Source organism: Comamonas sp. w2-DMI (assembly GCF_040187735.1).
In the GTDB taxonomy this organism is placed as follows: Bacteria; Pseudomonadota; Gammaproteobacteria; order Burkholderiales; family Burkholderiaceae_C; genus Comamonas; species Comamonas terrae.
In genome coordinates, this window is sequence record NZ_JBANEL010000004.1 from 137,125 (window position 1) to 158,748 (window position 21,624).

General features: G+C 67.8%; 19 protein-coding genes, 2 tRNA genes and 2 pseudogenes. 15 read left to right on the forward strand and 8 right to left on the reverse strand.

Going from position 1 to position 21,624, the window contains the following annotated elements:
• The first annotated feature begins 114 nt into the window (after window positions 1-114).
• The 5 genes from V8Z74_RS06385 (at window position 115) to V8Z74_RS06405 (ending at window position 4,977) form a co-directional block, all read left to right on the forward strand.
• Entirely contained in the window at window positions 115-1,803 is a 1,689-nt protein-coding gene (locus V8Z74_RS06385) for an AMP-binding protein (protein ID WP_349708664.1), read from the forward strand.
• Window positions 1,804-1,959: 156 nt separating this feature from the next.
• Window positions 1,960-2,034, forward strand: a tRNA-Val gene (locus V8Z74_RS06390).
• 6 nt (window positions 2,035-2,040) lie between these two features.
• A tRNA-Val gene (locus V8Z74_RS06395) sits at window positions 2,041-2,115 on the forward strand.
• Window positions 2,116-2,234: 119 nt separating this feature from the next.
• The gene (locus V8Z74_RS06400) at window positions 2,235-3,800 is read left to right on the forward strand and encodes a methyl-accepting chemotaxis protein (RefSeq protein ID WP_349708594.1); all 1,566 of its coding nucleotides are present in this window, start codon (window positions 2,235-2,237) and stop codon (window positions 3,798-3,800) included.
• Between the two features lie 211 nt (window positions 3,801-4,011).
• Window positions 4,012-4,977 carry an MBL fold metallo-hydrolase gene (locus tag V8Z74_RS06405; protein WP_349708595.1) on the forward strand — a complete coding sequence of 322 codons (966 nt, stop codon included), beginning with the start codon at window positions 4,012-4,014 and terminating at the stop codon, window positions 4,975-4,977.
• 68 nt (window positions 4,978-5,045) lie between these two features.
• On the opposite strand, the gene V8Z74_RS06410 is transcribed toward V8Z74_RS06405, so the two are convergent.
• Entirely contained in the window at window positions 5,046-5,861 is an 816-nt protein-coding gene (locus tag V8Z74_RS06410; protein WP_349708596.1) for a siderophore-interacting protein, read from the reverse strand.
• A gap of 76 nt (window positions 5,862-5,937) precedes the next feature.
• Here V8Z74_RS06410 and V8Z74_RS06415 point away from each other — a divergent pair, with 76 nt between their 5' ends.
• Complete coding sequence (locus V8Z74_RS06415; protein ID WP_349708597.1) at window positions 5,938-6,408, forward strand: MarR family winged helix-turn-helix transcriptional regulator; 471 nt, start codon at window positions 5,938-5,940, stop codon at window positions 6,406-6,408.
• 129 nt (window positions 6,409-6,537) lie between these two features.
• On the opposite strand, the gene V8Z74_RS06420 is transcribed toward V8Z74_RS06415, so the two are convergent.
• Entirely contained in the window at window positions 6,538-8,517 is a 1,980-nt protein-coding gene (locus V8Z74_RS06420) for a lytic transglycosylase domain-containing protein (RefSeq protein ID WP_349708598.1), read from the reverse strand.
• A 15-nt stretch (window positions 8,518-8,532) separates the two neighbouring features.
• Between V8Z74_RS06420 and V8Z74_RS06425 the strand changes: the two genes are divergently transcribed.
• Entirely contained in the window at window positions 8,533-9,123 is a 591-nt protein-coding gene (locus V8Z74_RS06425; protein WP_066475908.1) for a 5-formyltetrahydrofolate cyclo-ligase, read from the forward strand.
• Window positions 9,124-9,138: 15 nt separating this feature from the next.
• Here V8Z74_RS06425 and queC read toward each other — a convergent pair whose 3' ends face one another.
• Complete coding sequence (gene queC, locus V8Z74_RS06430) at window positions 9,139-9,903, reverse strand: 7-cyano-7-deazaguanine synthase QueC (RefSeq protein WP_349708599.1); 765 nt, start codon at window positions 9,901-9,903, stop codon at window positions 9,139-9,141.
• 111 nt (window positions 9,904-10,014) lie between these two features.
• On the opposite strand from queC, the gene V8Z74_RS06435 reads away from it, so the two are divergent.
• Window positions 10,015-10,704: a glutathione S-transferase family protein gene (locus V8Z74_RS06435; protein ID WP_066475904.1), complete on the forward strand. Its 690-nt coding sequence runs from the start codon at window positions 10,015-10,017 to the stop codon at window positions 10,702-10,704.
• Window positions 10,705-10,872: 168 nt separating this feature from the next.
• Here the strand turns inward: V8Z74_RS06435 and V8Z74_RS06440 are convergent, their stop codons facing one another.
• A complete protein-coding gene (locus V8Z74_RS06440; RefSeq protein ID WP_349708600.1) occupies window positions 10,873-12,414 on the reverse strand; it encodes a M20/M25/M40 family metallo-hydrolase in 1,542 nt (513 codons plus the stop codon).
• A 177-nt stretch (window positions 12,415-12,591) separates the two neighbouring features.
• On the opposite strand from V8Z74_RS06440, the gene V8Z74_RS06445 reads away from it, so the two are divergent.
• Entirely contained in the window at window positions 12,592-13,839 is a 1,248-nt protein-coding gene (locus V8Z74_RS06445; protein WP_349708665.1) for a multifunctional CCA addition/repair protein, read from the forward strand.
• 10 nt (window positions 13,840-13,849) lie between these two features.
• Here the strand turns inward: V8Z74_RS06445 and V8Z74_RS06450 are convergent, their stop codons facing one another.
• From V8Z74_RS06450 to V8Z74_RS06460, 3 genes and pseudogenes are all read right to left on the reverse strand, one after another.
• The gene (locus V8Z74_RS06450; RefSeq protein WP_349708601.1) at window positions 13,850-14,710 is read right to left on the reverse strand and encodes an acid phosphatase; all 861 of its coding nucleotides are present in this window, start codon (window positions 14,708-14,710) and stop codon (window positions 13,850-13,852) included.
• A gap of 112 nt (window positions 14,711-14,822) precedes the next feature.
• Window positions 14,823-15,256 (reverse strand): annotated as a pseudogene (trxC, locus tag V8Z74_RS06455) (thioredoxin TrxC).
• A gap of 114 nt (window positions 15,257-15,370) precedes the next feature.
• On the reverse strand, window positions 15,371-15,571 hold the full coding sequence (locus tag V8Z74_RS06460; RefSeq protein ID WP_066475899.1) for a DUF2905 domain-containing protein: 201 nt from the start codon (window positions 15,569-15,571) through the stop codon (window positions 15,371-15,373).
• A 210-nt stretch (window positions 15,572-15,781) separates the two neighbouring features.
• Between V8Z74_RS06460 and V8Z74_RS06465 the strand changes: the two genes are divergently transcribed.
• Window positions 15,782-16,774 carry a Bug family tripartite tricarboxylate transporter substrate binding protein gene (locus tag V8Z74_RS06465; protein ID WP_349708666.1) on the forward strand — a complete coding sequence of 331 codons (993 nt, stop codon included), beginning with the start codon at window positions 15,782-15,784 and terminating at the stop codon, window positions 16,772-16,774.
• A gap of 4 nt (window positions 16,775-16,778) precedes the next feature.
• Here V8Z74_RS06465 and V8Z74_RS06470 read toward each other — a convergent pair whose 3' ends face one another.
• Window positions 16,779-17,906 (reverse strand): class I SAM-dependent methyltransferase, encoded by a 1,128-nt coding sequence (locus tag V8Z74_RS06470; RefSeq protein ID WP_083526588.1) that lies wholly within the window; start codon window positions 17,904-17,906, stop codon window positions 16,779-16,781.
• 10 nt (window positions 17,907-17,916) lie between these two features.
• Between V8Z74_RS06470 and V8Z74_RS06475 the strand changes: the two genes are divergently transcribed.
• The 5 genes and pseudogenes from V8Z74_RS06475 (at window position 17,917) to V8Z74_RS06495 (ending at window position 21,551) form a co-directional block, all read left to right on the forward strand.
• A complete protein-coding gene (locus tag V8Z74_RS06475) occupies window positions 17,917-18,711 on the forward strand; it encodes an SDR family oxidoreductase (RefSeq protein ID WP_066475897.1) in 795 nt (264 codons plus the stop codon).
• 31 nt (window positions 18,712-18,742) lie between these two features.
• Window positions 18,743-19,114, forward strand: a complete 372-nt coding sequence (locus tag V8Z74_RS06480; RefSeq protein WP_066475895.1) for a dihydroneopterin aldolase — start codon at window positions 18,743-18,745, stop codon at window positions 19,112-19,114.
• Between the two features lie 5 nt (window positions 19,115-19,119).
• A complete protein-coding gene (gene ttcA / locus V8Z74_RS06485) occupies window positions 19,120-20,112 on the forward strand; it encodes a tRNA 2-thiocytidine(32) synthetase TtcA (RefSeq protein ID WP_502879470.1) in 993 nt (330 codons plus the stop codon).
• Window positions 20,113-20,198: 86 nt separating this feature from the next.
• Window positions 20,199-20,876, forward strand: a pseudogene (locus V8Z74_RS06490) (DUF4136 domain-containing protein); the annotation flags it as partial.
• Window positions 20,877-21,041: 165 nt separating this feature from the next.
• Window positions 21,042-21,551, forward strand: a complete 510-nt coding sequence (locus V8Z74_RS06495; RefSeq protein ID WP_349708667.1) for a YjjA family protein — start codon at window positions 21,042-21,044, stop codon at window positions 21,549-21,551.
• Window positions 21,552-21,624: the final 73 nt, after the last annotated feature.

Sequence of the window (21,624 nt, forward strand, 5' to 3'; positions counted from 1 at the left end):
CTGCCTGCGCCCGCCTCGGGCAGCGGGCCGGTTTCTCCCTCCTTCCCTGCATGCAACCCACCGCGCCGGGTTTCGGCCCTGCGCGGCTTCAGCGAGATTCAGCGAGATATGGATATGGACGCAGCGCCCTGGCTCAAGAACTACCCCGCCAACGTGCCCCACGAGGTGCATCCCGAGCAATACCGCTCGCTGGTGCATCTGCTCGAGGAAGCCTTCAGCCAGCATGCCGAGCGTCCCTTCTCGGTCTGCATGGACCGCTGGATGAGCTATGGCGAGCTGGGCCGGCTGTCCGAACAGCTGGGTGCCTGGCTGCAGGGCCTGGGGCTGGAGCCCGACGCGCGCGTGGCCATCATGCTGCCCAATGTGCCGCAGTTCGCCGTGAGCATGGCGGCCGTGCTGCGCGCAGGCTTCATCTGCGTGAACGTGAACCCGCTGTATACCGCGCGCGAACTCGAGCACCAGCTCAGGGACTCGGGCGCCACGGCCATCATCATCCTGGAGAACTTCGCCCATACCCTGGGCGAGGTGCTGGAGCGCACCGCCATCCGCCATGTGTGCCTGACGGCCATGGGCGACCTGCTGGGCGGCATGTACGGCAGCTGGATCACCTTTGCCGTGCGCCACCTGGCCAAGATGGTGCCCGCCTACACCCTGCCGCTGGGCAGCGACCGCCAGGTCACGCCTTTGCGCAAGGCGCTGGAGGCCGGCGCCGCGCGCAGGCTGGCTCCCAGCACGGCCACGCTGGACTCGGTCGCCTTCCTGCAGTACACGGGCGGCACCACGGGCCTGTCCAAGGGCGCGGTGCTCACCCACCGCAACATCGTGGCCGCCACGCTGCAGGCACATGCCTGGTTCACGCCGGCGCTGGACGGCAAGGTCAAGGCCGACGAGACCCACATCATCGCGGCACTGCCGCTGTACCACATCTTCGCGCTGACGGTCTGCCTGTTCGCCATGCGGCTGGGCGCCAGCCAGAGCCTGATTCCCAATCCGCGCGACATCCCCAAGTTCGTGAAGGTGCTGCAAAAGCGCCCGTTCCACATTCTTCCGGCCGTCAACACGCTGTTCAACGCCCTGCTCAACAACGCCGAGTTCCGCGCGCTGGACTTCTCCCAGCTGCGCGTCTCGCAGGCCGGCGGCATGGCGGCCTCCGAAGGCACGGCGCGCCAATGGCAGCAGGTCACGGGCAGCGTGATGATCGAAGGCTGGGGCATGAGCGAGACCTGCGCCATCGGCACCAACAACCCCGTCACGGCCCGGCGCTTCAGCGGCACCATCGGCCTGCCGCTGCCCGGCATTTCCATCGCCATCAAGGACGACGAGGGCCGGGACCTGCCCATCGGCGAGGCCGGCGAGCTGTGCATCAAGGGCCCCAACGTCATGCGCGGCTACTACAACCAGAGCGCCGAAACCGCCAAGGCCTTCACGGACGACGGCTACATGCGCACCGGCGACATCGGCGTGATGGACGCCGAAGGCTATACCCGCATCATCGACCGCAAGAAGGACATGATGGTGGTCAGCGGATTCAACGTCTATCCGAACGAGCTGGAGAACGTGATCTCGCTGTGCCCCGGCGTGCTCGAATGCGCGGCCGTGGGCGTGGCCGACGACAAGCAGGGCGAGGCCATCAAGGTCTATGTGGTGCGCAGCGACCCTTCGCTGACCGAGGAGCAGGTGCTGCGCTACTGCCAGGAGCAGCTGACCGGCTACAAGCGTCCGCGCTTCATCGAGTTCCGCGACGAGCTGCCCAAGACCAATGTGGGCAAGATCCTGCGCAGGGAACTCAGGACTACCCCCTGAGCCGCGTTGCGGCCCTTGCTCGGCGTCCCTGGTCTGGAATGCGCGAGTTTTACAGGCCTTGGGCATTGCCAACCCTCCATCGGTTGATCGTTCGAATCTCAAAAAATCGGCAGCATCTCAATCGACTCTCGAAAAGGTGCTAGAATTGCGGTCTTCGGGTGATTAGCTCAGCGGTAGAGCACTGCCTTCACACGGCAGGGGTCACATGTTCGATCCATGTATCACCCACCAGGTTTCGCGCGATTAGCTCAGCGGTAGAGCACTGCCTTCACACGGCAGGGGTCACATGTTCGATCCATGTATCGCGCACCAAACGGAAAGCCTCTTGATTGCTCAAGAGGCTTTTTTTTGCCCAGCCCTCATGACAAGCACGGACTTGCCGACATAGCTACATATCCACACATTTCGTGGAGAGGTAGAAGGCAGGGACGATGCAACTGAAGGATTTGACGATTGGCAAGCGGCTGGGTATTGGCTTTGCCCTGGTGTTGCTGGCCTTGATCGCCAGCACGGCGATCAGCGTATTGCGCCTGCACGCTCTTGAAACCGCCACGCGCCAGATGATGGACGTCCCCCTGTCCAAGGAGCGCATGCTGGCGGACTGGAGCCGCTACGTCTATGGCGGCATACGCCGCACGATCGCCATCGCCAAGACCGGCGATGCCGCCCTGGCCGAAATGTTCGCCAAGGATTCGGAGACCAGCACCAAGAATTCCCAGGACCTGGCCAAGCAGATCGAAGCGCTGCCCAGCTCCGACGAGGAAAAAGCCATACAGCAGAAGTTTGCCCAGGTGCGCAAGGATTACCTGAGCACGCGCAATGCCATCGGCAAGGAGCAGGAGGCAGGCAACAAGGCCGAAGCGGCACGGCTGCTGGAGCAACACTTCCTGCCCACCGCAAAGCTCTACGAAAACACGCTCGATGAGCTCGTGAAGCTGCAGCGCCGCACCATCGACGAGTTGGCCGACCAGGTCAGCGACATGGCCCGGCAAAGCCGCCAGCAGCTGATATTGCTGGCGGCTCTGCTGACGGCGTTTTGCATCTGGTGGGCCTGGTGGCTGACCCAGGGCATTACGCGCCCCATCCACCGCGCCATGGCGGCCGCGTCGCGCGTGGCCCAGGGGGACCTCGCCAGCGATCTGGCCCGCGACGAAAGCCTGATGCGCAAGGACGAAACCGGTCAGTTGCTGCGCTCGCTGCGGGACATGAACGAAGGCCTGGTGCGCATCGTCGGCAACGTGCGTGCCGGCGCCGAATCGATTGCCGGAGCCTCACGTCAGATCGCGGCGGGCAACCTCGATCTGTCGTCTCGCACGGAGCAGCAGGCCAGCTCGCTGGAGCAGACCGCCGCCTCCATGGAAGAGCTCACCGCTACGGTCAAGCAAAACGCCGACAACGCGCAGCAGGCCAACCAGCTCGCCGCCACAGCCTCGAGCGTAGCGGGCAAGGGCGGCACCGTGGTATCCCAGGTGGTGAGCACCATGGAGGCCATCAACGCCTCGTCGCGCAAGATCGTGGACATCATCAGCGTCATCGAAGGCATCGCTTTCCAGACCAACATCCTGGCCCTCAACGCCGCCGTGGAAGCAGCCCGCGCGGGCGAACAGGGGCGTGGCTTTGCCGTGGTGGCCAGCGAGGTGCGCGCGCTGGCTGGCCGCTCGGCCGAGGCCGCCAAGGAAATCAAGGCCCTGATCGGCGACTCGGTGACCCAGATCAGCCAGGGCAGCGAACTGGTCCACCTCGCAGGCAACACCATGAAGGAGATCGTGGACAGTGTTCGGCGTGTGACGGACATCATGGGCGAGATCACGGCAGCCACAAGCGAGCAAAGCGCGGGCATCGAACAGGTAAATCAGGCCGTGGTCCACATCGACCAGGCCACACAGCAAAATGCCGCCCTGGTCGAACAGGCCTCGGCCGCGGCCCAGTCCATGCAGGAACAGGCAAACCAGCTGACGCAAACCGTCAGCGTATTCAAACTGGGTCATGCGGGCTGAGAGTGCCTGCCGCTCCGGGCTTTTCCAGGTCATCGGAGTGCAGGCTTTCCGTGCTTTCCGCTAAAGGGCCGTAGCCATTTTTTTGGCATATCTGGCACCCACGCTGTCCGGTACGATGCCTTCACATGGCAGGTACTCCTGCTACGCTCTGCCGCAGGCGGCGTGCAGCCGAGCTCGCCCCACCCTACAGCTCCATCGAGCACGTCCCACGATGTCAGACTGCCTCTCCTCCCTGCCGCCCGGCATGACCGTGCTGGAGCGCGGCTGGCTTTCCGCCAATAACATCGTCTTTGCCGCGCTGCCCGGCGATCGCGACAGCGATGGGGAAGGCGCGGCCGTGGTGGACACGGGCTACGTCGCCCATGCGCCGCAGACGCTGGCGCTGGTCGAGGCGGCGCTGCAGGGCGCGCCGCTGGCGCGCATTCTCAACACGCATCTGCACAGCGACCACTGCGGCGGCAATGCGGCCCTGCAGGCGGCTTATCCCCAGGTACAGACCTGGATAGCGCCGGGCCAGGCGGACCAGGTCCGGGCCTGGGACGAAGCCGCGCTCAGCTACCGGGCCACGGGTCAGGAATGCCCGCGCTTTGCGGTCACCGGCGTGCTCCAGCCGGGCGGCACGGTGCGGCTTTCCGGCCGGGACTGGCAGGTGCATGCTGCGCCCGGACACGACCCGCACTCCATCATCCTGTTCGAGCCCGCCAGCCGCACGCTGATCTCGGCCGATGCCTTGTGGGAGAACGGCTTCGGCGTGGTCTTTCCCGAGATCGAGGGCCTGGCCGCCTTCGACGAGGTGGCCGCCACGCTGGACGTGATCGAGCGCCTGCAGCCGCTGGCCGTGGTGCCCGGCCATGGCAGCGTGTTCGCCGACGCGGGTCCGGCCCTGGCCACGGCCCGCAGGCGGCTGGACGGCTTCGTGCGCTCGCCCGAGCGCCATGCCGGCTATGCGGCCAAGGTGCTGCTCAAGTACAAGCTGCTGGAATGGCAGCGCATTGCGCTGCCGGCGCTGCAGGACTGGGTGCAGCGCACGCCGTATTTCGGCCTGCTGCACCGGCGCTATTTTGCGGACCAGGGGCTCCATCAATGGCTGGACGGCCTGATCGACGGCCTGGTGGCCAGCGGCGCGGCGCTCAGGCAGCCTGTCCCCGGCAATCCCGACATGCTGCTGAACCTCTAAGCCGCCCGAACTTATCAATCTTGATAGCTGAAAGCGCTTGCTGCGCGTGCGCTACCGCCGCTTTGGTCTCAGGATTCGCTGAGTTCCTCATGGTGGCCGGCCTCGCCATGCTTCCAGTAGGAAGCAATGCGCATGCGCCTGGGATGGGCGCCGGGCTTGGCCACAATGGCTTTGCGCAGCTCGGCCATGGCGCGGTTCTCGCCGGCGGCCCAGATGAAGCCCTCGCCTTCGGGGATATCGAGCACCTGCACGGCCGCTGCCAGCGAATCCACCCACTGCAGGTCCAGCGCGGCCGCGCTGGTCCACGGGCGCCGGTCGGCGGGATTCGCCAGCTGCACGCGCACGATGGCGCGCGCACCGGCCGGCAGCTCGGCCAGCCGGCGCTCGATGGCCGGCATGGCGGATTCGTCGCCCAGCAGCCAGTGCCAGGAAAGATCCGCCGGAATCACCAGGCTGCCGCGCGGCCCGGCCAGGCCCAGCCACTGGCCCAGGGGCGCCTGCAGCGCCCATTGCACGGCCGGACCAGTGTCGTGCAGGGCAAAGTCCAGCTGCAGCGTGTTGGCAGCGGCATCGAAGTTGAGCGGCGTGTAGTCGCGCATGATGGGGCGCTCGCCCTCGATATGCGGGCGGCCGTCGACGATCCGCGGCAGATTGGGCCGGTCCTGTCCGGCCTGGGGCAGGATGAGCTTGGTGTGGTCGTCGAAGCCGGCGCTGGCAAAGCCTTCGAGCTCCGGGCCGCCCACGGTCAGGCGCACGAAGCCGGGGCTGGTCCGCTCGCGGGCCCGCAGCTGGACATGGCGGGCGCGGAACGGATGACGCACGCGCTGCAGCACCGAAGCGCCCGCAGCGGCGGAACTTGTCTGAGAATTCTGGGAAGAGGACATCGCTTCGCAATAAGTTGATAAAGTCCACCAAATATCGATCAATAAGTTGATTTTGTCAACAATATCCCCGCGCCTTATGAACTCTTCCCTGTCCATCGACGTGTTCGAGACCCTGCACGATCTGCTGCACCTGTTTCGCGCGCGCATGCGCAAGTCCATGGAATCCGTGCATCCCGAGCTGACCTTCAACGAGGTGCGCGTGCTGGTGCACACGGGCCGCCAGCCCGGCATCACCCAGAAGGACATGGTCGAGCACAGCCATGCCGACAAGGCCCAGATGGCGCGCACCCTGGCCCTGCTGCAGGAAAAGGGCTGGCTGCTGCGCACGGCCAGCGCCGCGGACAAGCGCGTGCGCTGCCTGCACCTGAGCGCGCAGGGCCAGGCGCTCTATGCCCGGCTGCGCAGCACGCGCGAAGCGCTGGCGGCCGAGCTGCTGCAGGACTGCCCGGCCGAACTGCAGGCACGGCTGCTGGAGCTGCTGCAGCAGGCGCGCGACAGCGCCCGGCGCAACGGCCGGGCGCATGACGGCGAGCCGGCCGACGCCTGAATAAAAAAGGAGCTGCCAGCGCCTGCATCATCACGATTTCACGGGCTTTTCACCATGAAACCATGACACATGCAGCGCTGGCAGCTCCCGATTTCGAAGCGCCTGCGTTTCAGGCGCCGTGCGCCCCGCTCAGGGCAGGTCCTTCATGGTTTCCGGATCGTTGGCCGGGCGCGGGCCCACGGTGCCCAGGCGGCTCTTGAGCGACTGCGGCTGGCCCGTGATCAGGGCCGCATAGTTGGTGGTGTTGGACAGCACCTTCTTCACATAGTCGCGCGTCTCGGTGAAGGGCACGTTCTCGGCCCAGATGGCCGCGTCCAGCACCGGCCCGTTGCGCCAGCTGCGCGGGCGGCCCGGGCCCGCGTTGTAGCCCGCGGCGGCCAGGGCCATGGAACCCTCGAAGTCGTCCAGCGCCAGCTTCAGGTACGAAGTGCCGATGGTGATGTTGGTGTCGCGGTCGTTGATCATGTCGGGAGTGAAGCCCGCCATGCCGATCTTCCGGGCCGTCCAGCGCGCCGTGGCCGGCATGACCTGCATCAGGCCCGAGGCGCCCACGCCCGAGCGCGCGTCCATGATGAAGCGGCTTTCCTGGCGGATCAGGCCGTAGACATAGGCCGGGTCCAGCCCGATGGCACGCGACTTGGCCAGCACCGTGTCGTGGTAGGGCATGGGGTAGCGCTGGCTCCAGTCGGCAAAGGTCTTGGTGCGCTCGCTGGTGTTGATGCAGCGGTCCCAGACCTGGCGCTCGCAGGCCAGGTCGGCCGCGGCCAGAAGCTCGCGGTCGCCCATGCCGCCGCCCTGGTGCAGATTGGTGGTGTAGTTCCACTCGCGCACGCCCTCGCTGCGCAGCCCGATCTGGATGGCGTACAGGCCCCGCGTCAGACCCGGGTTGGCGCGCGCCGCGGCCTTTTCCTCGCGCGTGAGCGGCGCGGGGGCGGGCGGAACGGTCACGCGCTGGCCGATCTCCTCCAGCGCCAGCTGCTCGTAGAAGCTGCCGGTGCCGGCCGTGTCCTCCAGCAACTGGCGGGCCTCGGCGCGCTCCTCGGCGTTCGGGCGGTCGGCCAGCATGGCCTTGGCTTTCCAGTAGGCCCAGGTCGCGTCGGTGCGCTCGGGGCCCATGGCGTCGATGGCGCGGCGCACGGTCTTCCAGTCGCCGGCGCGCAGCGCGGCACGGGCCTTCCAGCCCAGCAGGTCGTCGTTCAGGTCCTGGTCGCGGCGCACCTTGGCAAAGTAGCCGACCGCCATGGGCGAGAGCTTGAGCGCCGCCTGCTTGCCGGCCACGGCCCAGGCCCAGTTGCGCTCCTCGCCGGCCAGCTGGACACCCCAGCCGCCCTCGATCTGCGTGGCCGCCGCATCGGGATCGCCGGCCGCCATGCGGATCAGTGCCAGCAATGCCAGCTCCTTGCGCTCGCGCCCGCGCGCCTTGCTCTGGCCGGACAGGTACTTGGCCGGCGAGGCGAATACCTGCGCCACCTGGTCGGCCGCATCGGGCGCGACGATGGCCACGGCATCGCGCACGGCCTTCTGGCGGTTGGCCTCGGCCGCCACGCGCGCGCGGCGCCAGACGTCGGCATCGGTCAGCTGCTTTTGCGCATACGCCTGGGCGGCGGCCAGCGTGCAGCCGTCGTCGGCATCCTTTTGCGCCAGCCACAGGTCGCGCACCTGCCGGCCCATGTCGGGCGCGCCGCGGCCCTGCAGGCTGTCCACCAGCAGTGCATAGCAGGTGACCGAGCGGTCGTCGCGCATGCGAAACTGCGGATAGACCTGGGCAAAGGTGCCCCAGTCGCGCAGCTTGCCCAGCTGCAGCAGCCAGTCGTTGCGCATGCGGTCTTCCTGGTAGGTGCCCGCATAGCGTGCCATGAAGGCCAGCACCTCGTCGGGCGCGGCGGTCTCCAGGCGGTTCTTGAGCTCCCAGTAGGCGGCCCAGGGCTCCAGCGGGTGGCCGGCGGCCTGCGGCAGCAGCTGGGTCAGCGTAGCCTGGTCGCGCTTGCGAAACGCTTTCTGCATTTCCAGCAGGATGGCATCGCCCGAGTTTTGCGCCTGGGCCAGCGGCGTGGCCGCGGTCAGGAAAGAAGCCGTCAAAAGCGGTGTCAAAATCTTCAGCCAGTGCATGGAGGAAATTATCTGATGGACAAAGCAGCTCTGCGCCGCACGTTGATTGACCAGCGCCTCAACCTTCCCGACCGCCTGCAGCGCGCTGACGCCCTGCAGCAGGTGATGCGCTTCTGGCTGATAGACCGCCCCGACACCGTGATCGGAGCCTACTGGCCCATCAAGGGTGAGTTCGACCCGCTGCCCGCACTGCATCGCTGGAAGGAAGATGGCGAGCTACAGGGTACCCCACAACGGCGCAAGATCGGCCTCCCGGTGATCGATAAGCAGCGTAAGACGCTCAGCTTTCATGCCTGGTATCCGGGCTGCCCCATGGAGGAGGATGCCTACGGCATCCCCAAGCCCAAGGACACGGAAATCCTGGCCCCCACCCTGCTCTTCGTGCCCTGCGTGGGCTACGGCGGCGGCGGCTTCCGCCTGGGCTATGGCGGGGGCTTCTACGACCGCACGCTGGCCCAGCTGCAGCCGCGCCCGTTCACCGTGGGCCTGGGCTACGCCGAAGGTTATGTGGACGACTTCGAGCCCGAGCCCCACGACCAGCCCCTGGACGCCATCCTCAACGACAACGGCGTGGTCTGGCCCGTGCCGGGCCTGCCCGGGAAATAGGCCGCGGAAGCGGCTTCAGGCGGCGTGCTGGGCGCGCCACTGCGCCCAGCCGTGGGCCCGCAGCTCGCAGGCCGGGCAGCGGCCGCAGCCGTAGCCCCAGTCGTGCAGCACGTCGCGCACGCCCTGGTAGCAGGTGTGGGTCTCGGTGCGGATCAGCTCCACCAGCGCCTCGCCGCCCAGCTCCCGGGCCAGCTGCCAGGTCTGGGCCTTGTCCAGCCACATCAGCGGCGTGTCGATGCGCAGGCGCCGGTCCAGCCCCAGGTTCAGCGCCAGCTGCTGGGCCTTCATGGTGTCGTCCCGGCAATCGGGGTAGCCCGAGTAATCGGTCTCGCACACGCCGGTGACGATCACCGACAGGCCGCGCCGGTAGGCCAGCGCGCCGGCCAGCGTGAGGAACAGCAGGTTGCGCCCCGGCACGAAGGTATTGGGCAGGCCGTCGGCCTGCATGGCAAAGGCCACGTCCTCGGTGAGGGACGAACCGCCGATCTGCCTGAGCACGTCCAGCGACAGCACATGGTCCTCGCCCAGGCGCGGCGCCCACTGCGGAAAACGCTGGGCCAGCGCCCGGCGCACGTCCAGGCGCACCCGCATCTCCACGTCATGGCGCTGGCCATAGTCGAAACCCAGCGTCTCCACGCGCTCGAATTGCGACAGAGCCTGCGCCAGGCAGGTGGTGGAGTCCTGGCCGCCCGAAAACAGCACCAGCGCCGCCTTGTGGCGGCCGGCGCCGGGGGCGGCAAGGGTATCGGGACGGGGCGTTGGGGAAGACGGTGCAGACATGCCCCGGATTACAACATTGCCGGGCAGGCCTCGCACCTGCGTGGGCATACCCGCCGTTCTTGCTAAGCTGGCTGCCTTCGCACCATCCGCACATTTGCACAGGGGCCCTCCATGCTCACGCTCTATATCGGCAACAAGAACTACTCCTCCTGGTCCATGCGCCCCTGGGTGCTGATGCGCCAGGCCGGCATCCCCTTCGAGGAAGTGCAGCTGCGCTTCGACAGCTTTGCGCCCGACTCCAACTTCAAGCAGCGCCTGCAGGCCGTATCGGCCGCCGGCAAGGTGCCGGTGCTGGTCGAAGAGGGACTGTCCATCTGGGACAGCCTGGCAATTGCCGAATACCTGGCCGAGAAATTTCCCGAAAAGCACCTGTGGCCGCAACAGGGCCCGCAGCGTGCCCGGGCCCGCAGCATGGTGGCCGAGATGCACAGCGGCTTTACCACGCTGCGCAGCCTGTGCCCCATGAATATCGAGGCCCGCCTGCCCGAGGTGGGCGCCCGGCTGTGGGCCGACAACCCGGGCCTGCGCGAAGACGTGCAGCGGCTGGAAGTGCTGTGGACGCCGCTGCTGACGCAGGGCAAAGGCCCCATGCTGTTCGAGCAGTTCAGCATCGTGGATGCCTTCTTCGCCCCGGTCTGCATGCGCCTGATCACCTACGCCCTGCCCATACCGCCCCTGGTGCAGTCCTATGTCCAGCGCGTGCGCAATCTGCCTGCGGTGCAGGAGTGGGTGCAGGCGGCGCTGGCCGAGCACGACTTCCGCCCCTTCGAGGAACCGTACCGCAGCGCCCCTGCCAACTGACGGCGCCTAGGACCTGTTCACATACCCTGGCTTGCCCGGAGGGTTGTGCAGCCTTGGGCGTCTGCGGCGTTGCCGGTCCTTGCAAGGTGCCTACCTTGCTGCGGCCCGGCGCCCGGCATCCATCCCAAGGCTGCACAACGCGATCCACGTGCGTTATGTGAACAGCTCCTAGAACGGCTCGGCCAGCATGTTCACCAGGCTGTGCACGCCGTCGAAGTAGTTGCCCAGCCGCATGTTCTCGTTGAAGCTGTGCTGGTTGTTGTCGGCATTGACCAGGGGCACGATGACGAAGGGAATCCCCAGCGCCTGGATGGCCGCGCCGGTCGGCACGGTGCCCCCCATCATGCGGATCTGCACCGGAGCGCTGCCCCAGGCCCGGTCCATGCCGCGGCGCAGCCACTGGCCCACGGGCGCATCGAGCGGCGTGCGCACGGCCGAGCCCGAGGCCGAGACGCCGCCCATCTTCAGCGTGGCCAGCCGCGGATGGCGCGCGCGCTCATCTGCCGACGGGGCACCCTCGGTCAGATGGAAACCCTGGGCCTCGATATGGGCGCGCAGCAGCTTTTCCAGGCGCTCGGGCGGCGTTTCGGGAACGGTGCGCATGTCGATCTCGGCCACGGCCGTCGCAGGAATCACGGTCCGCGCCTTGGGGCCGACTTCCGCGCTCTGCAGGCCGCGCACGTTCAGCGACGGGTATTGCATGGCCTCCTGGTAGCTGCCGCCCACGGATTCGGCCTGGGCGATGCCCAGGCGCCGGCGCAGCGCGGCCTCGTCATCGGGCACGGCCTGCATCACGGCCCTGGCCTGGCTGTCGAGCTCAATGCCGTCGTAGTAGCCCTTGACCAGTACCCGCCCTTCGTCGTCCTTCATGCTGGCCAGCAGCCGCGCCAGGCTTTGCGCGGGGTTGGCCGCGTAATTGCCGTAGTGGCCGCTGTGCAGCTCCTGGCTGGGGCCGTAGACGGTGAGCGTGGCCTGGGCCACGCCGCGGTTGCCGAAAACCAGGGTGGGCCGGTTGCTGGCATGCATGGGTCCGTCCAGCACCACCATGGCATCGGCCTGGAGCGCCTGCAGGTTCTCGCCGATCACGCGCCCCAGCGTGGGCGAGCCCTTCTCCTCTTCCGAGTCGAGCAGCACCTTGATGTCCACGCCCGCTTCACGCCCCTCGGCCTTGAGCGCGTCCAGCGCCGCAAGCAGCATCACGATGGGCGCCTTGTCGTCCGACGACGAGCGCGCGAATACCCGCCATTCCGGATCGATTTTCTCGCCCTGCAGCCGCTCTATCGGCAGCTCGGCCCAGCGGCCGTCGGCCGTGCGCTGCTTGAGCGTGGCCTTCCACGGGCTGGACTGCTGCCATTCCTCGGGCTTGACGGCCTGGCCGTCGAGGTGGGCATAGAAAAGCACCGTCTTGCGGTTGCCGGCCGCCGGCGCCTGCGTGGCCAGCAGCATGGGCTTGTCGCCGTTGGCCAGCTGGCTGACCGCAAAACCGCGGCGCTCGAAAGCCCTTGCGAACCAGGCCACGTTCTTCTGGATGTCGGCCGGCACGTTGGCGTCATTGGGCAGGGCCAGCACATCGATCCACTCCTGCAGGCTGGCGCGGGCGGCCTGCCGCGTGGCATCGGAGGGCGGGCCGGCAAGAACCGGCAGGGCGGCGAGCGCCACCAGGCCGGCAACGGCCAGGCTCATGGAATGCGGCCTGAAGGACCAGGGCATGGATATGTCTCCTTGAAGAATGGGGGATGAGGATGAAAAAAGCGGGGGAGGCCAAGACCGGCCGACGGGATTTTCAACCCGCCACGGCGATACGCCATGGCATGGCGGCGACACCGCCCGGAGCCCGCGCTCGCCGCATGCGCCCTGTGCAGGCCCTACCATTGCGGCATGAGCGAAATCAAGGTCTACCAGGTCGGCGGAGCGGTACGTGACCGCCTGCTCGGCCTGCCGGTGAACGATACGGACTGGGTGGTGGTCGGCGCCACGCCCGAGCAGATGGCTGCCCGCGGCTATGTGCCGGTGGGGCGCGACTTCCCCGTCTTCCTGCACCCCGAAACCCATGAGGAATATGCGCTGGCACGCACCGAGCGCAAGTCCGGCGTGGGCTACCGCGGCTTTGTCGTGCACACCTCGGCCGACGTGACACTGGAAGAAGACCTGGCCCGGCGTGATCTCACTATCAATGCCATAGCTGCTCCCGCAAAGTGGGAGAGCACCAGCGAGCTTTTCGACCCCTATCACGGGCAGCGCGATCTGCAGGCCAGGGTGCTGCGCCACGTGACGGATGCATTCCGCGAGGACCCGGTGCGCATACTGCGTCTGGCCCGTTTTGCGGCGCGCTTCACCGAATTCACGGTGGCGCCCGAAACCCTGCAGCTCATGCGGGAGATGGTGGCGGCTGGCGAGGTCGATGCCCTGGTGCCCGAGCGTGTCTGGCAGGAAGTCGCGCGCGGCCTGATGGAGGCGCAGCCCTCGCGCATGTTCACCATCCTGCGCGAGTGCGGCGCACTGGCCGTGCTGCTGCCCGAGCTGGACCGTCTCTGGGGCGTGCCCCAGCGCGCCCAATACCACCCCGAGGTGGACAGCGGCGTACACGCCATGATGGTGCTGGACATGTCGGCCCGCCTGCAGGCGCCGCTGGCCGTGCGCTTTGCCTGCCTGTGCCACGACTTCGGCAAGGGCACCACGCCCGCCGACGTGCTGCCGCGCCACATCGGCCACGAGCAGCGCAGTGCCCGCCTGCTCAAGCATGTCTGCGAGCGCTGGCGCGTGCCCAATGAATGCCGCGAACTCGCCGACCTCGTCGCGCGCGAGCACGGCAACATCCACCGCAGCGGCGAACTCCAGGCCGCGGCCCTGCTGCGCCTGCTGGAGCGCTGCGATGCACTGCGCAAGCCCGAGCGCTTCGAGCAGGCCCTGCTCGCCTGCGAATGCGATGCGCACGGCCGCCTGGGCTTCGAGGAGGCGCCCTATCCGCAGCGCCAGCGGCTGGGCGCGGCGCTGCAGGCGGCCCGTGCGGTGGAGACCGCGCCCATCGCCCAGGCGGCGGCAGAGCGCGGCCTCAAGGGCAAGGCCGTGGGCGACGCGGTAAGCCAAGCCCGCGAACGGGCGATCGCGCACTGGCTGCAGCAGCAGCCTCTCTAGCCGCCGCGGCTCAGGGCGCGAGCCGGGCCGAGGTGTCCAGAACCTGCTGCTGCGCGGCACAGGCGGCGGCATCGGGCACCTTGCCCTTGCCGCGGGCGGCGGCGACCTCCTGCCGCGCCAGGGCCAGCTGCGCCCGGAACACCGCGTTGTCATGCAGCCGCGCCACCACGGCCGAACCCATGAGGCGGCCCGCCTCGATGTCGCTTGCCCAGTGGGCTCCGCACACGCCCCGGCTCTGCGCGAACGAACGCCCGCGCTGCAGCAGCGCATCGGCGCGCTCGGGCGCCACTTCGGTCAGCACCAGCGCCCAGGCCCAGCCTATGGCCGAATGGCCCGACGGATAGGAGCCGTCCCGGGCCAGGGCCGGCTCGTCGGCAGGCGTGCAGCTGGGCTCCTTGAAAGCGACGAAGGGCCGTGTGCGCTGGTAATGGTCCTTGGCCTTGTAGGTGGCCAGCCCCGCGTCCGACAGCGTGCGCCGCAGCAGCATGTTCAGGTGCGGCGTGGCCTGCTCGGAGACCTCCACGCCCAGCGCGCAGGCAAACGCGTCTGCGGCCTGCGGAAAGCGCAGCTGCGCGTCCCGGGCGGCCTGGGCGCCGCGCGGCCCGGCGCGCAAGGCGGTCAGCGCGCGGTAGGCCTGGCCATCGGCCGCCAGCGCGGCCGAATCCGCCGCCGGCGGTGGCGGCAGCAGGGCCAGGCTGTCGGGCAGATCGCTGCGCGCCAGATAACCCTTGAGATAGCCCGAGCCGGGCCGGGATTCGCCGACCTGCGCGGCCGACGCGGGCGGCTGCGATTCGGGCGGAGAAACGGTGGTGGTGCAGGCGGCCAGCAAGGCCAGGGAAGCGGCCAGCGCCGCGCCGAGAGGGGCATTCATCATCTGTCTCCTTGTGTCATGGGTTTGAAAGCGCTCAAACCCGTACAGATTGATGGCTGCGCCGCCAAAACACCGTTAAAGAGGCGACAAACCCCGCGCTATTTGCAATCTCTCAGATCACCGACTGCACCCAGCGCACGATCTCGCCGGGCGGCAGGCGCCCGAGATGCGCGCCAGCTCCTTGCCTTCCTTGAACACCACCATGGTCGGAATGCTGCGGATGCCGAATGGGGCCGAAGTCTGCGGATGGGCCTCGGTATCGAGCTTGGCGAACTGGGCCTGGCCGGCCAGCGTCTTAGCGGCCTGGGCAAAGCCTGGCGCCATCATGCGGCAGGGGCCGCACCAGGGCGCCCAGAAATCCACCACCACGGGCAGCTGGCTGCGGCCCGTGTGCCTGGCAAAGCTGTCGGCATCCAGCGCCACGGGCTCGCCGGTCACCAGCGGCTGGTGGCAGCTGCCGCAGTTGGGCTGGTTGCCCAGTTGCGCGCGCGCGATGCGGTTGGTCGTGTGGCAATGAGGGCAGACATAGTGCAGGGAATCGGACATGAGAAGCCTTTCTCGTTCGGACGCGGCAGCCCTTCGCATGGCCTTGCCGCACTCCCTGCATGTGCAGCCGGCGCCCCGGGATTCAAGCCGGGCGGATGGCCGGGAAACACGTTCTCACAGCTTCACAAACCGTGCGACCAGCGCCGCAATCAGGCTCAGCACCACGGTGCTGGCCACGGGCAGGAAGAATTCGCGGCCGAAAAGCCTGAAGCGCAAGTCGCCCGGCAGGCGGCCCAGGCCGATGCGCTCCAGCCAGGCATGCAGGCCGTTGATGAGCAGCAGGGCCAGGAAGATGATGAGCAGCCAGCGGATCATGAGGCCGTCAGTATAGGCGGCCGCCGGAACCCGGGCACCACTGCCGGCGCAGGGCCGGGATGGCGCAGCCTGCCATTCCGTTTGTGAATGAAGTGCTTCCCAAAGATTGATTGACGTCAATTGCGCTCCCTGCCCATGATCGGCCAGGCCATGCGCCCTGCAGGGCCGGACCCCACGCCCGTGGACAACAACGAGACAGCGAGACATTCCGTGCCCCAGACCTTCTCCCGCCAACAATTCCTCCGGGCCGCCGCGCTGCTGGCCGCCGGCCTTGCCGCCCCGGCCTTTGCCGCCGCCGACACCTACCCCAGCCGCGCCATCAAGCTGGTCGTGCCTTTCGCGCCCGGCGGCAACACCGACGTGGTGGCGCGCCTGGTCGGCCAGGGCCTGGCCGAGGCGCTGGGCCAGCCGGTGGTGGTGGAGAACGTGCCCGGAGCCAACGGCGCCATCGGCGCCAGCCGCGTCGCGGCGGCCGCCAATGACGGCTACACGCTGCTGTTCGGCACGGCGGGCACGCAGGCCATCAACCCCAGCCTGTACCGCAACCTCAGCGAAAAAAGCCTGGACGACTTCGAATACATCGCGCTGGTGACCTCCATTCCCAATGTGCTGGTGGTCAACGAGGCCAGGACGCCGGTCAGGTCGGTGGCCGAACTGGTGAGCCATGCGCGCGAGCGCCGCAGCGGCATGAGCTATGGCTCGCCGGGCGTGGGCTCGACCGTGCACCTGTCGGGCGAGCTGCTCAAGAGCGCCGCCCGGCTGGACCTGGTCCATGCACCCTACAAGGGCAGCGCTCCGGCCCTGAGCGACCTGATCGGCGGCCAGATCGACTTCATCTTCGAGAACATCACGCCGGCATTGCCCTTCATCCAGAGCGGCAAGCTCAAGGCGCTGGCCGTGACCTCCGCCGAGCGCCTGCCGCAGCTGCCCCAGGTGCCGACCATGAAGGAAAGCGGCTTCCCGTCCTTCGTCACCGCCACCTGGAACGGCGTGCTGGCGCCCAAGGGAACGCCGCGCTCCGTCGTCCAGCGGCTGGAGGCGGCCACGCTCAAGGTGGCCAGCAGCCCCGAATTCAAGGCCCGGGTCGCGGCCCTGGGCGGCGAGCCGCGCCTGCTGGGCTCGGCTGCGTTCCGCGATTTCACGCGCACCGAGTTCAGGCACTGGGCCGGCATCATCCAGGCCGCGGGGCTGGAGAAACAATAAGGCGTTACAACCGGTGGGTGCGGTCGCCGCGCACAAAGCCCAGCGGCGCCCAGGGCTGCACGCCCTTGGACAGGGCGATGACCTTGAAAAGCTCGCCCATCTCGTGCTCCATCACCAGCTTGGCGGCCATGGAGCGCGCCTTGAGGTTGGCCGCATCCATCCTGGGCGCCAGGCCGCAGTTGATCAGGAAGTGGGCCTGATTGGTATAGCCCAGCACCTCGAAGCCCGCATCCTGCGCGGCCACGGCCGTGCCCGTGAAGTTGACATGGGCCGTGATGTCCTTGAGGCCCACCTGCACCAGCGGATCGCTGTCCACCTGGTGCTGGTAGTGGCAGACCAGCGTGCCCATGTGGCGCTGCACATGGTAGTACTCGCTTTCGCCGAAGCCGTAGTCGATGAAGAAGGCCGCGCCGCGCTGGAGCTTCTCGCCCAGGGTGCGGATGAAGGCCTCGCCCTGGCGGTGGATCTCGGTCAGGTAGTCGTGCGGGCCGTCGATCTCCACGGGAGGGCGCAGCCCGGTCGGCCGGTCCTCCCAGGCAAAGGCCTCGCCGCCCTCGGCCTGCCTCACCGCCACGCCGCGCTCGAACCACTGGCCCTTCGTGCGCTGCAGCAGCTGCACCGGCATGGCATCCAGCACCTCGTTGCCCACGATCACGCCTTCCATGGCGTCGGGCAGCGCGTCCACCCAGCGCAGCAGATGCTCGTACCGGGCCAGCTTGAGCTGCTGGCGGGCGCGCAGCGTGCCCGAGAGGTCGACGATGGTGTAGCGCGCGGGCAGGCGGCCCCGGGCAGCCAGTTCGTCCAGGATCTGCAGGGCCAGCGCCCCCGTGCCGGCGCCAAACTCCCAGATTTCCCGGGTGTCTGTCCTGTCCAGCGCCTCGGCCAGCTGCGCGGCCACCAGCTGGCCGAAGATCGGCGAGATCTCCGGCGCCGTCACGAAATCGCTGCCCGATTCGGGCAGGGCCCCGAACTTGGCCGTCTCGTTGGCGTAGTAGCCCAGGCCCGGCGCATACAGCGCCAGCGCCATGAACCGGTCGAAAGGCAGCCAGCCGCCGGCTGCGGCAATCTCCTGTGCAATACGCGATTGCAAGGCGCTCGTTAAACTTGAGGGTTCTGTCGTCACAACCCGCATTTTTCCACGAATGTCCTCCCTTGCCCGAACACGCACTGTTTTGGTGACCGGCGCTGCCCGTCGCCTGGGACGCGACATGGCCCTGGCGCTGGCCCGTGCAGGCTGGCAGGTGGCCGTGCATTACCGCGGCTCCCGGCAGGAAGCTCTTGAAACCGTAGCTGCCTGCGCAGAGCTGTCGGGCAACAGCGCGGCTTTTGATGCAGATTTCTTTGGCGAGAGCGCGGTGCGCGCCCTGGTGCCGCGCGTCGTGCAGCATTTCGGCCGCCTCGACGCCGTGGTCAACAACGCCTCGCTGTTCGAGCACGACGATGTGCACGACTTCAGCTATGCGGCGCTGGAGGCGCACCTGCGCAGCAATACCGGCGCACCCATCCTGCTGGCCCAGGCACTGCATGCCCACCTCGAGGAGCGGGCCGCGGCCGAAGGCGGGCAGGCTGAACCCATCCAGGGCGCCGTGGTCAACGTGCTGGACCAGAAGCTCTGGAACCAGAATCCGGACTTTCTGAGCTACACGCTTTCCAAGGCGGCGCTGGAGGCTGCCAACACCATGCTGGCGCTGGCGCTAGCGCCGCGCGTGCGCGTGGTCGGCGTGGCGCCGGGCCTCACGCTGACCAGCCACATGCTGAGCCAGGAGCGCTTCGAGCAGCTGCACGCCATGAGCCCGCTGGGCCGCTCCTCCAGCGCCGAGGACATTGCCTCGGCCGTGTGCTTCGCGCTGGAGAACCGGGCGATGACAGGAACCACCCTGCTGGTCGATGGCGGCCAGCACTTACAGCGCTTCGAGCGCGATTTTTCGATGATGTGAGCGCCTGCTACGGCACCGCACGACAACTGCAATGACTTCCGCCTCCGGACAACAGATACTCACCCTCACGGGCCTGCGCTTCGACGCCAGCCTGGGGATTCTTGCGCACGAGAAGAATGCGCCCCAGCCCATCCAGGTCGATGCCGAGCTCCACCTGGGGCCCCAGCCCCTGGCGCCGCGTGACGATGACATCCTGCATGTGCTGGACTACCGCAAGGTGCGGCAGATCATCATCGACGAGTGCACCTCCGAGCATGTGAACCTGCTCGAGAGCCTGATCGGCAAGCTGGCCCAGCGCCTGCTGCAGCTGCCGGGCGTGCGCGGCGTGCGCGTGAAGATCGCGAAGCTGGAAATTTTTGATGACTGCGAAGTGGCCATTCGCATCGAAACCGGACAATGGTGAACCCCATGAATGCTGTGAACGACAACCCCTGGATTGCCGAAGAGGCTGCCGCCCTGGACGCGGCCGAAACTGCTGCGACGCCCGAAGGCGCGGCGCCCGAAGGCGAAGCCAAGCCCAACAAGATCAAGATCGAGCGCGAGCAGATCAAGCTCGAAAAGCGCCTGTGCCGCGAAGTGGGCCGCGCCATCCTCGACTTCAACATGATCGAGGAAGGCGACAAGGTCATGGTCTGCATGTCGGGCGGCAAGGACAGCTACACGCTGCTGGACATCCTGCGCAAGCTGCAAAAGCGCGCGCCCGTGAAGTTCGACATCGTGGCCGTGAACCTGGACCAGAAGCAGCCCGGCTTTCCCGAGCACATCCTGCCCGAGTATTTCCAGAGCATCGGCGTGGACTACCACATCGAGAACCAGGACACCTACAGCGTCGTCAAGCGCGTGGTGCCCGAGGGCAAGACCACCTGCGGCCTGTGCTCGCGCCTGCGCCGCGCCATCCTGTACAAGGTGGCCGACGAGCTGGGCTGCACCAAGGTGGCGCTGGGCCACCACCGCGACGACATCGTGCAGACGCTGATGCTCAACATGTTCTATGGCGGCCGCATGAAGGGCATGCCGCCCAAGCTGGTCTCCGACGACGGCAGGCATGTGGTGATCCGGCCCCTGTGCTACGTGCCCGAGAAGGACACGACGCGCTGGGCCCAGTACCAGAACTTCCCCATCATCCCCTGCAACCTCTGCGGCAGCCAGGACGGCCTGCAGCGCGTGGCCGTGGGCGAGATGCTGCGCGAATGGGACCGGAAGTTCCCGGGCCGCATCGAGAGCATGTTCCGCGCCATGGGCAACATCGTGACCACGCACATGATGGACCCCGAGCTGCACGACTTCAAGAACGCCCGGGCCACGGGCATCGCCGATCCCAACGGCGACATGGCGTTTGACCATGAAGAGCTTCCGGTTGCCGCCGGCCTGCCCGGCATGCAGGTGATACAACTGTCCTGAAGCGCGGCTGTTGAACCAAAGCGGCCGCCCAAGGTCCAACAAAGGCCCGTCACCCGCGGGCCTTTTTCACGAACAGGAGAGCAAGCATGAACAAGCGCTGGATCTACGCCATCGCGCTCACGGCCACCGCCCTGCTCGCGGGCTGCAGCACGGTGCGCGAAGTCAACAGCACGGTGCAGAGCTATTCCTCGCTGGGCGCCATTCCCGCGCCGCCGACCTACCGGCTGGAAACCCTGCCCTCGCAGCAGGGCCAGCTGAGCTTTCCCGCCATCGAGGCCCAGGCCCAGCAGGCGCTGGCCCGCGTGGGGCTGACGCGCGACGATGCGCGCGCCAGCCTGGTGGTGCAGATCAGCGCCGTGGCCCGCTATGCGCGCGACTACGCGAGCTGGCCCTATTACGACCCGTACTGGGGCCCGCGCTGGGGCTGGGGCATGAGCTACGGCCGAGGCTGGGGCTGGGGCTTCGGGGGCGGCATGTTCAACGAGCCGCCGCTGGAGTACTACCGCGCCGTGAGCCTGGTGATGCGCGACATCAAGACCCAGCAGATCGTCTACGAGACCTCGGCCCAGCGCCAGGATGTCTGGACCGACGACCCGGCCATCTTCGGCGTTCTGTTCGATGCGGCGCTGACCGGCTTTCCGCGTCCGCCGCAGGGATCGCGCAATGTGCGCACGGTGATCCAGCCGGCCCAGGCCGCTGCCCCGGCCGCCGCAGCCACACCGGCACCCGCTCCGGCGGCCGCGCCGGCCGGCCCCCCCCGTGCGCTGAGGGCGCCGGTGGAGCAGCCGGACCGCTGCCCGGCGTTTTTGCAATCTTCCACACTTGCCCATGCATGCGCGCAGCCGGCGCGTGCTAACGTGCAGGCCTCTCGGTTACGCGGCCAGGCGCCTGCGGCGGGCGCCGCCGCCGACCACGGAAAGGAATACAGCATGAAGCGATTTGCCCTCTCTGCGCTGGCCTGCGCCACCCTGGCCGCCAGCGCCTTCAGCGTGCAGGCCGGCGGCCTGACCGATGCCCTGCGCGGCCAGCTGGGTGGACAGCTGGGCGGTGGCGCAACCGAAAGCGGCTCCGGCGCGGCGGGCCTGGGCGGCATGCTGGGCAATGCCGGCGGCGGTGCGGGCGGAGCCCCGGCGCTGTCGGCCCTGGGCCTGGGCGGCCTCACGGGCTCGGGCACGGCCAGCAATGCGGCCGGCGTCATCACCTACTGCATGAAGAACAACTACCTGAACGCCGACAAGGCCGCCCAGGTCAAGAACCAGCTGCTGGGCAAGCTGGGCCTGGGCCAGCAGGAAGAACCCCGAGACGAGGGCTACCAGAACGGGCTCATGGGCCTGGTCAAGGGCGGAAACGGCCAGAGCTTCAGCCTCGACAAGGTCAAGAGCAACCTCAGGGAAAAGGCCTGCGACTTCGTGCTCGACCATGCCAAGTCGCTGATCTGATCCGTACAAGGTTCGACACACGCCGATGCACCTGGGCGGGCATCGGCTTTTTTGCGCCTACAGGCCGGCTTGG

What these genes read in the sequence shown, in the direction of transcription:
- V8Z74_RS06435 (WP_066475904.1), top strand. Translation starts at nt 10,015, where the DNA reads ATGCTCACGCTCTATATCGGCAACAAGAACTACTCCTCCTGGTCCATG.
- V8Z74_RS06405 (WP_349708595.1), top strand. Translation starts at nt 4,012, where the DNA reads ATGTCAGACTGCCTCTCCTCCCTGCCGCCCGGCATGACCGTGCTGGAG.
- V8Z74_RS06495 (WP_349708667.1), top strand. Translation starts at nt 21,042, where the DNA reads ATGAAGCGATTTGCCCTCTCTGCGCTGGCCTGCGCCACCCTGGCCGCC.
- ttcA (WP_502879470.1), top strand. Translation starts at nt 19,120, where the DNA reads ATGAATGCTGTGAACGACAACCCCTGGATTGCCGAAGAGGCTGCCGCC.
- V8Z74_RS06440 (WP_349708600.1), bottom strand. Translation starts at nt 12,414, where the DNA reads ATGCCCTGGTCCTTCAGGCCGCATTCCATGAGCCTGGCCGTTGCCGGC.
- queC (WP_349708599.1), bottom strand. Translation starts at nt 9,903, where the DNA reads ATGTCTGCACCGTCTTCCCCAACGCCCCGTCCCGATACCCTTGCCGCC.
- V8Z74_RS06475 (WP_066475897.1), top strand. Translation starts at nt 17,917, where the DNA reads ATGTCCTCCCTTGCCCGAACACGCACTGTTTTGGTGACCGGCGCTGCC.
- V8Z74_RS06470 (WP_083526588.1), bottom strand. Translation starts at nt 17,906, where the DNA reads ATGCGGGTTGTGACGACAGAACCCTCAAGTTTAACGAGCGCCTTGCAA.
- V8Z74_RS06480 (WP_066475895.1), top strand. Translation starts at nt 18,743, where the DNA reads ATGACTTCCGCCTCCGGACAACAGATACTCACCCTCACGGGCCTGCGC.
- V8Z74_RS06385 (WP_349708664.1), top strand. Translation starts at nt 115, where the DNA reads ATGGACGCAGCGCCCTGGCTCAAGAACTACCCCGCCAACGTGCCCCAC.
- V8Z74_RS06460 (WP_066475899.1), bottom strand. Translation starts at nt 15,571, where the DNA reads ATGATCCGCTGGCTGCTCATCATCTTCCTGGCCCTGCTGCTCATCAAC.
- V8Z74_RS06410 (WP_349708596.1), bottom strand. Translation starts at nt 5,861, where the DNA reads ATGTCCTCTTCCCAGAATTCTCAGACAAGTTCCGCCGCTGCGGGCGCT.
- V8Z74_RS06420 (WP_349708598.1), bottom strand. Translation starts at nt 8,517, where the DNA reads ATGCACTGGCTGAAGATTTTGACACCGCTTTTGACGGCTTCTTTCCTG.
- V8Z74_RS06415 (WP_349708597.1), top strand. Translation starts at nt 5,938, where the DNA reads ATGAACTCTTCCCTGTCCATCGACGTGTTCGAGACCCTGCACGATCTG.
- V8Z74_RS06450 (WP_349708601.1), bottom strand. Translation starts at nt 14,710, where the DNA reads ATGAATGCCCCTCTCGGCGCGGCGCTGGCCGCTTCCCTGGCCTTGCTG.
- V8Z74_RS06425 (WP_066475908.1), top strand. Translation starts at nt 8,533, where the DNA reads ATGGACAAAGCAGCTCTGCGCCGCACGTTGATTGACCAGCGCCTCAAC.
- V8Z74_RS06400 (WP_349708594.1), top strand. Translation starts at nt 2,235, where the DNA reads ATGCAACTGAAGGATTTGACGATTGGCAAGCGGCTGGGTATTGGCTTT.